The organism is Natronorubrum daqingense, from assembly GCF_001971705.1.
In the GTDB taxonomy this organism is placed as follows: domain Archaea; phylum Halobacteriota; class Halobacteria; order Halobacteriales; family Natrialbaceae; genus Natronorubrum; species Natronorubrum daqingense.
This window is the reverse complement of sequence record NZ_CP019328.1, coordinates 195,265-202,531: the sequence shown is the minus strand read 5'-3', so window position 1 is coordinate 202,531 and position 7,267 is coordinate 195,265. Positions and strand designations below refer to the sequence as shown.

The window sequence follows — 7,267 nt, the reverse complement described above, 5'->3', positions numbered from 1 at the left end:
TTGTCGGAGCGAGCGCTTCGAAGCGCTCGCTCACTCTCGCTCGTTGATCTCGAGGACCTTGCCGGCCGCGATGGTCTGACCCATGTCACGGATGGCGAAGCTCCCGAGTTCTGGGATCTCGCTCGATGGCTCGATGCTGAGTGGCTTTTGTGGTCGGATCGTGACCACAGCAGCGTCACCAGACTGGATGAAGTCGGGGTCTTCTTCGGCGACCTCGCCGCTTGCGGGGTCCATCTTCTTGTCGATGGATTCGATCGTGCACGCGACCTGTGCGGTGTGAGCGTGGAAGACTGGCGTGTAGCCAGCCGTGATCACGGACGGGTGTTGCATGACGACGACCTGTGCCTGGAACGTCTCGGCGACGCTCGGTGGCTCGTCGGCTGGGCCACAGACGTCACCACGGCGGATGTCGTCCTTGCCGATGCCACGAACGTTGAATCCGACGTTGTCACCCGGCTCTGCTTTTGGCACCTCCTCGTGGTGCATCTCGATCGTCTTCACTTCGCCGCCCACGTCGCTGGGCTGGAAGGAGACGGTGTCGCCGATGTTCATGACACCGGTCTCGATTCGGCCGACTGGGACGGTCCCGATTCCCGAAATCGTGTATACGTCCTGAATTGGGAGTCGGAGCGGCGCGTCCGTCGGCGGCTGTGGCTCGGGGAGATCGTTCAGGGCCTCGAGCAACGTTTCGTCGTCGTACCAGTCCGTCTCGTCCGACGATTCGGCGACGTTGTCGCCTTCGAACGCCGAAATCGGGATGAACGAGGCGTCGTCGGTGTTGAATTGCACCTGCTTGAGCAGTTGCGTGACTTCCTCGACGACCTCGTCGTACGTCGATTCCTCGTAGTCGACGACGTCCATCTTGTTGACGGCGACGATGAGTTCGTCGATACCGAGGGTCCGAGCCAGGAACACGTGCTCCTGGGTCTGGGGCGCGACGCCGTCGTCGGCCGCGACGACGAGGACGGCGTGATCGGCCTGAGACGCCCCGGTGATCATGTTCTTGACGAAGTCGCGGTGTCCGGGCGTATCGACGATTGTGAAGTCGTATTCGTCGGTGTCGAACTCCTGATGGGCGATGTCGATCGTCACGCCGCGCTCGCGTTCTTCGGCGAGGTTGTCCATGACGTAGGCGAACTCGAAGCCGCCTTTGCCCTTCTCTTCGGCCTCCTCGCGGTGTTGCTCGATGACGTGTTCGGGGATGTTCCCCGTCTCGTAGAGGAGTCGCCCGACCAGCGTGCTCTTCCCGTGGTCGACGTGTCCGATGATAGCCAGATTTTGGTGGGGTTTGTCACTCATTCTGTGTCACTCGCACCCGCGAACTACGGTAGCTGGACGTAAAACGACCACGTATGATACCTCGAGTGAACTACCGGCTGTGGTAGTACTACGCGGGATTCGCTGATCCACTGTTCACCCCGAGAACCGTCGGAAACGCCACCTGTAACACGCCAACTGTATTTTAAATGACAATTGCCGCCCACCGGGGCGTACTACTGACCGCGCGTCAGCGTCCACAGCTCTCACCCGAAGGAGGGCCACTCCCTCGAAACTCGCGTCGACAGGGGTTCCCGACCGGTCTCGTGGTCGCTAGAAGCCGCCACCGAAGAGTACCTCGAGGAAGTCCTGGGCCGCGAAGACGGCGAGAATGAACGCCAGCAACACGAGAAACGCGTTGACGACGTTCAGTGCTGTCGTGTTCCGGTGTTGGCCCATCGTCTCGCGGTCGTTAACTGCCCAGTACAACAACAACGCCGCGAGCGGTAGGCCGAAGATGCCGTTGTACGTCGGGAACAGGATGACCATGTCGACGACCTGCAGGTCCAGGAGGTGACTGACCAGCGGCGAAGCGAAACCTGTCGCGGTGACGGCGACGAAAACGAGCTTGAAGGCGCGAGTGCCCTGGTCGACGTCGATGTCCATCGCCTGTGGAACGATGTACGCCGGCGTCCACATGATCGGGATGATACTATTGAACGCCGCGACGGTGACGCCCGCGACGAACAGCACCATCGCCCACGTGCCGAGCACTTCGACGAGCGCCTCACCCGGCGTGATGAAGGACTCGAGTTCGGTGTACCCCATCGGCCGCAGTATCGCGGCGGCCACGATGAGGATCGCGACCGTGGTAATCCCGCCGACGGTGAATCCGATCGTCAGGTCCCGACGGGCGTTCGAGACGTCGCTCTCGTCGGCCCACCCCTTCTCCTCGACGAGGATCGACTCGAGGAAGAAGTTGGGCCACAGCGCGGTCGTCCCGAGCAGGCCGGCGGCGATCGTCAACGCGCCGAGCGCGTCCGACGTCGGGACGAATCCGAGCGCCACAGCACCCAGGTCGGGATTGCTCGGGCCCGCGACGACGAGGTAGAGCACCATCAGCGACACCATCATTACGACCATCAGCTGTTCGATCCGCTGGTAGTCCAGCAAGCCGACGCCGATGGCGAGGACGGTCGTCACGATTGCGACCGGCTGCCAGGCGATGGTGCCGCCGGTCAGAAAGGAGACGCCGGCGCCGACGGCGGCGACGAGGCCGAGACACCAGGCGATGCAGCCGATCGAGAGAAAGACCGCGATCCCCGTCGCGGGGACGCGTCCCAGTTTTCGTCGGACGAAGACCATGAGCGGTTCGCCGTGGATCCCCAGTCGAGCGCTCATGTCTTGGGCCATGATGCCGAGCAATACCGCGCCAACGACGGCCCACAGGAGCGTGTAGCCGTGCATTACGCCGGCCTGGCTCGCGATGAAAACCGATCCCGAGCCGAAGTAACTGGCGACCATAACGAACGCCAGTCCGTACTCTCTAACCGCCTTCGACAGTTCGTCAGCGATCTGTTCTGGAACCGAGTTTGTTGCGCCCATGTCTTATTTATATCAAAATTATTATATTCGAATGATACGAGAGGCAGACGATACCGCGCACGTATCTGAATATAGTTCACCGTCCGGAAAAGGGTCAGCACTTCAACTGCACGGTTGGTTTACTCGAGGCCGGCACCGACGGCGTCTTCGACCGTGTCGAAGCCGTCGCGCTCGAGTAACTGGACGAGCCCGCGATTGATCCGCTTCGCCGTCGACGGGCCCTCGTAGACGAAGCCGGTGTACAACTGGACGAGAGACGCGCCGGCTCGAATCTTCGCGTACGCGCTCGTCGGCGAATCGACTCCGCCGACGCCGATGATCGGCAGGTCGCCGTCGGTGTGCGTCGCGATCGATCGAATGACTGCCGTCGACCGATTTTCGATCGGAGCGCCGCTGAGCCCGCCCCACTCGCTTCGCGCCGGTGACTCGAGACCCTCGCGACTCGTCGATGTGTTCGTCGCGACGATGCCGTCCAGGTCGAAGCGCTGGACGATATCGACTAACTCGAGCACCGACTCCTCGGGTTCGTCGGGGCCAATCTTCACCAGCATTGGGACATCTCCGTCGTTTTCGGCCTCGAGCGTCTCGAAAATCGCCCGGAGATGATCGGGTGAGGCTTCGTCGAACTCGTCGGGCGTGTTCGGACAGGAGACGTTGACGACGACGTAGTCGGCGAACGGCGAGAGTCGGTCGAAGACGCGCCGGTAGTCCTCGATCGCTTCGTCTTCGCTCGAGGAGTTCATCTTCCCGATATTGACGCCGAGTGGGAAGCCGGGAGTGCCGTCGGCCTCGAGTCGGGTTCTGACGCGTTCCATCCCCTGCCCGTTGAATCCCATTCGGTTGACCATCGCTTCGTCCTCCCGGAGACGGAACAGCCGTGGCCTGTCGTTACCCTCCTGGGGATAGGGAGTGACGGTGCCGATTTCGACGAATCCGAACCCGAGCGCCTCGAGCGCGTGTGTCACTTCGGCGTTCTTGTCGAAGCCGGCCGCCACGCCCACCGGGTTCGAAAACGTGGTGCCGAACAGGTCAACCTCGAGTGCCGGATGCTCGTACTGGTAGGCACTCGAGAGCGCCGTCCGCGTCGGCCACGTGGATTGGGCGGCCCGGAGCGTCCGTTTGCCGAGATCGTGTGCCGTCTCGGCGGGCAATGTGAACGCGAGGGGCCGAACCCGCGAGTACAGCGTCATTGCCCGAACACTCGAATCGCTGGTACCTAAACGTCCCGAAGCCGCGACGGTGTCGAGCGCGTCCACGCTCTCACCGCGTGGCGAAGCCGATCAGGAGTCGAACCGATCCCGAACGCGCTCGCGTAACGTTCCCTTTTGGACTTTCTCCCCGTTCGGCCCCGGCGTCGTCGGGAACGCCTCGACGAACTCGAACGCGGCCGGAACCTTGTAGTCCGCGACTCGGTCGTCGAGAAACGTCTCGAGGCTGTCGGCAGAAACGCCATCCTCGCTCTCGCCTCCCGTGTCGCTACTCCCCCCGCCCTCGCCGTCACTCTCGAGGATGACGAAGGCGACCGGCACCTCGCCGTGGCGTGGGTGTGGTGTGCCGACGACTTCACACGAGCGCACGGCCGGGTGCTCCTCGACGGCGGCCGCGATTTCTCTGGGCGCGACGAGGAAGCCCCGCGTTCGCAGCGCGTCGTCGAGCCTCGAGCGGTAGTAGACCGAACCGTCGGCCTCCCGAACGCAGAGGTCGCCGGTGTAGAACCACCCCGACTCGTCGAACGCCTCGGCAGTCGCGTCGGGCTTGCCGAGGTAGCCGTCCGCAACCGGATAGCCGCGAAGGGCGAGTTCACCGGCCTCGCCCGTCGGTCGGTCCGCTCGAGTCTCCGGATCGACGATCCGAACCTCGATTTCGGGGTGAACCGGCGGCCCGCCGACTCGTTTTCGTTTCGCCATCGGCGCTGCCGGATCGCCGACGAAGAGCTGGCTGTTCGCCTCCGAGAGGCCGTAGGGTTGGACCACCGGAAAACCGAACGCGTCTTCGATCCGTTCGAACAGCGGTTCGTCGAACCCCTTGCTGATGAACCCGACGACGCCGCGCTCGAGCGTGTCGACGCGCGAGCGAGCGAAGTCCGCAGTTGCGAGCATCCGTTCGAACATCACGCCCAACCCGGAGAGGGAGGTCGCATCGTGGTCGTCGACCAGGTCGATCGTTCGCTCGGGATCGAAGTGCGTCTGCGTGACGAGCGTCGCGCCTGCGAGGAGGTGTGCGAACACCGTGTTGTACCCCCAGATGCCACAGAACGGCAGCGTCGCGACGCCCACGTCCGTTTCGGTGATCCCGAGGTGGGCCGCGACGTGTGCGCTGTGGTTCACCAGCGAGCGATTCGACTGGAGACAGCCCTTCGGGTCGCTCGTCGTCCCGCTCGTGTAGAAAATCGCCGCCGTCGCAGCGGGGTCGCTCGCTGGCTCGAGGTCGGCGTTCGATACTCGACTCCGTCCCTCCCCGACCACGTCCTCGTAGTCGCGAATGGCTGGCCGTCGTGGATCGGACTCGAGGCTCACGACGGCATCGAGCGTCGGAATCGAGTCCGGGTCGAACGTCGATGGCGACTGCGTGGCGACTTCCGGCACGGTCGATTCGACCATCTCGTGGTAGTTCCGTCCGAGTAGTGACTCCTCGGTCACGAGGACACTCGCACTCGAGTCGGTGAGCATGTACTCGAGTTCGTGGGTTCGATAGCGGGTGTTGACGGCGACCATCGCGGCACCGAGAACCGAGGTCGCGAGTTGGCAGGCGACCCACTCGGGGCGGTTTCCGAGCCAGACTGCGACGACGTCACCCGCTCCGACGCCGAGGTCCGCCAGTCCGGCGGCGAGCGATCGACTTTCCTCGAGGAGAGTCGCGTACGTCCGGTCGGTGTCGGGACCGACGACGGCCGACTTTTCTGGGTGCGTCGATGCGACCGCCTCGAGCGCCTCGTATATCGTTTCTTCCGGCCATGCGAGCATTTTTCCTATCCCAGCAGTCGGAATCCGTCGATAAAATCGTTGTGCCGTGTGGGCATTTCACAACTCGTGTGGCTGCTCGCGTCGCTCGGGCAGGACTACTCCGCGGCCGTCGTGTCGTCCGTTGGGGCGTGGCGCTCTGACTCTCGACTGACTCGCTGGGCATCGGGGCCGAACTCGGCTTCGAGAAGGTCGGGCACGTCCTCGGGTGTCACGTCCGAATACCACTCGTTTCGAGGCTGGATCGCGATTGCGGTTCCCTCCTCGCTACAGAGGCCGAGACAGCCGGTTTCCGTCACGGAGATCGGACTCCAGAACGCGTTGCGTTGGCGGAGCCACGATTTGACGGCCTCGAGCGTCTCCTGCCCGCCGACGTCGGCACAGCAGGCGTACTCGGAGTCTCGAGCGTTGGTGCAGACGAACACCTGTGCGGCGAGGCGGTCGCGTTGACGTTCGGTTTGGCTTTGCATTGGTTATGGGTTCGCGGCGAGTGGGTCGTTCGATCCGCTGGCAGCCGCGTCGCCAGCGGGGGCCGCTCGCCGTCGAAGGGCGTTGAACGTCCCCGCGAGCAGGGCCCAAATTGCGGCCTGGCTGAGTGCGGCGAGCGCCTGGTACGTCGAGACGAGGTCGCCGAAGAGGTCGGGGTGGGTGATCACCGTCGGCGTCGCGAACGGGACGATGGCGACGAATGCTACAATCGGCACCGCGGCGACGAGGAGGCCGACGAGCGGATGCCTCGGTGCACCTCGTTTGTAGGCTGTGATCGACGCGGCCGCCACGAGTGCGCCGAGTCCGATCAACCCGACGTAGATCGCCAGTCGACCGTCGATCGTGTACAGTTGTTCGGCACCCGGTGTAGCGGGTGGCAAGACGAGCCACGGCGAGACGGAAACGGCGAAGAATCCAGCACCGGCGAGCACGTACGCTCTGACGCTCTCGGAGCCGGGGAGCGCCGGCTCGAGGAAGTAGAGCGCGATCGCGAACAGTCCGCCGAGGAAGATCGCCCAGAGGACGCCGCTCCCGGCGCTGACGATGGCCGTCGTAGTTTCGGAGACGGCGTGTTCGTGGCCGTGGCCGTGGTCGCCGTGTCCGTGCCCGTGATCGTGGCCGTGGTCGTGTTGTGCGTCGTGAAGGTAGTCGCCGAGTGGATTGCCGACGAGCACCATGTACATGCCGTAGGCGAGTCCGGCGACGACGCCGGCGAGAATTCCTCGCTGAAGGTAGTCAGCGATCATCGTTAGTGACACGCGATTCCCGCAGCGTGGCGGAAGTTGTGCATTGCGTCGTGAGCAAGGGGTTCTTGCAGGAAAACGAGCGTGAACGCAATTGCTGCACCGAACAACAGTCCGCTCGCGATCTGCAACGGGGAGAGTTGATTCTGTGCCGATTCGAGTCGATTGTGAACGCTATCGTTCGTCGCAGGCATACAATTCAGATTGGACTAA

7 protein-coding genes are annotated in these 7,267 nt (G+C 63.5%); all 7 read right to left on the bottom strand.

The genetic code is table 11. The features are described from left to right. Positions 1–30 precede the first annotated feature (30 nt). The 7 genes from tuf to BB347_RS17360 all read right to left on the bottom strand — a co-directional run bounded on the left by tuf (position 31) and on the right by BB347_RS17360 (position 7,248). Entirely contained in the window at positions 31–1,299 is a 1,269-nt protein-coding gene (gene tuf, locus BB347_RS17390) for a translation elongation factor EF-1 subunit alpha (RefSeq protein ID WP_076583488.1), read from the bottom strand. A gap of 291 nt (positions 1,300–1,590) precedes the next feature. Beyond that, entirely contained in the window at positions 1,591–2,862 is a 1,272-nt protein-coding gene (locus tag BB347_RS17385; RefSeq protein WP_076583486.1) for an NRAMP family divalent metal transporter, read from the bottom strand. 119 nt (positions 2,863–2,981) lie between these two features. Next, positions 2,982–4,052, bottom strand: coding sequence for a quinone-dependent dihydroorotate dehydrogenase (locus tag BB347_RS17380; protein WP_076583485.1), 1,071 nt, complete (start codon positions 4,050–4,052; stop codon positions 2,982–2,984). 90 nt (positions 4,053–4,142) lie between these two features. After that, positions 4,143–5,825 carry a class I adenylate-forming enzyme family protein gene (locus tag BB347_RS17375; RefSeq protein WP_076583483.1) on the bottom strand — a complete coding sequence of 561 codons (1,683 nt, stop codon included), beginning with the start codon at positions 5,823–5,825 and terminating at the stop codon, positions 4,143–4,145. A gap of 95 nt (positions 5,826–5,920) precedes the next feature. Beyond that, positions 5,921–6,292, bottom strand: coding sequence for a (2Fe-2S) ferredoxin domain-containing protein (locus BB347_RS17370; RefSeq protein WP_076583482.1), 372 nt, complete (start codon positions 6,290–6,292; stop codon positions 5,921–5,923). A 3-nt stretch (positions 6,293–6,295) separates the two neighbouring features. After that, positions 6,296–7,057 (bottom strand): CbtA family protein, encoded by a 762-nt coding sequence (locus tag BB347_RS17365; RefSeq protein WP_076583480.1) that lies wholly within the window; start codon positions 7,055–7,057, stop codon positions 6,296–6,298. Between the two features lie 2 nt (positions 7,058–7,059). Further along, positions 7,060–7,248 (bottom strand): CbtB domain-containing protein, encoded by a 189-nt coding sequence (locus BB347_RS17360; RefSeq protein WP_076583478.1) that lies wholly within the window; start codon positions 7,246–7,248, stop codon positions 7,060–7,062. Positions 7,249–7,267 lie beyond the last annotated feature (19 nt).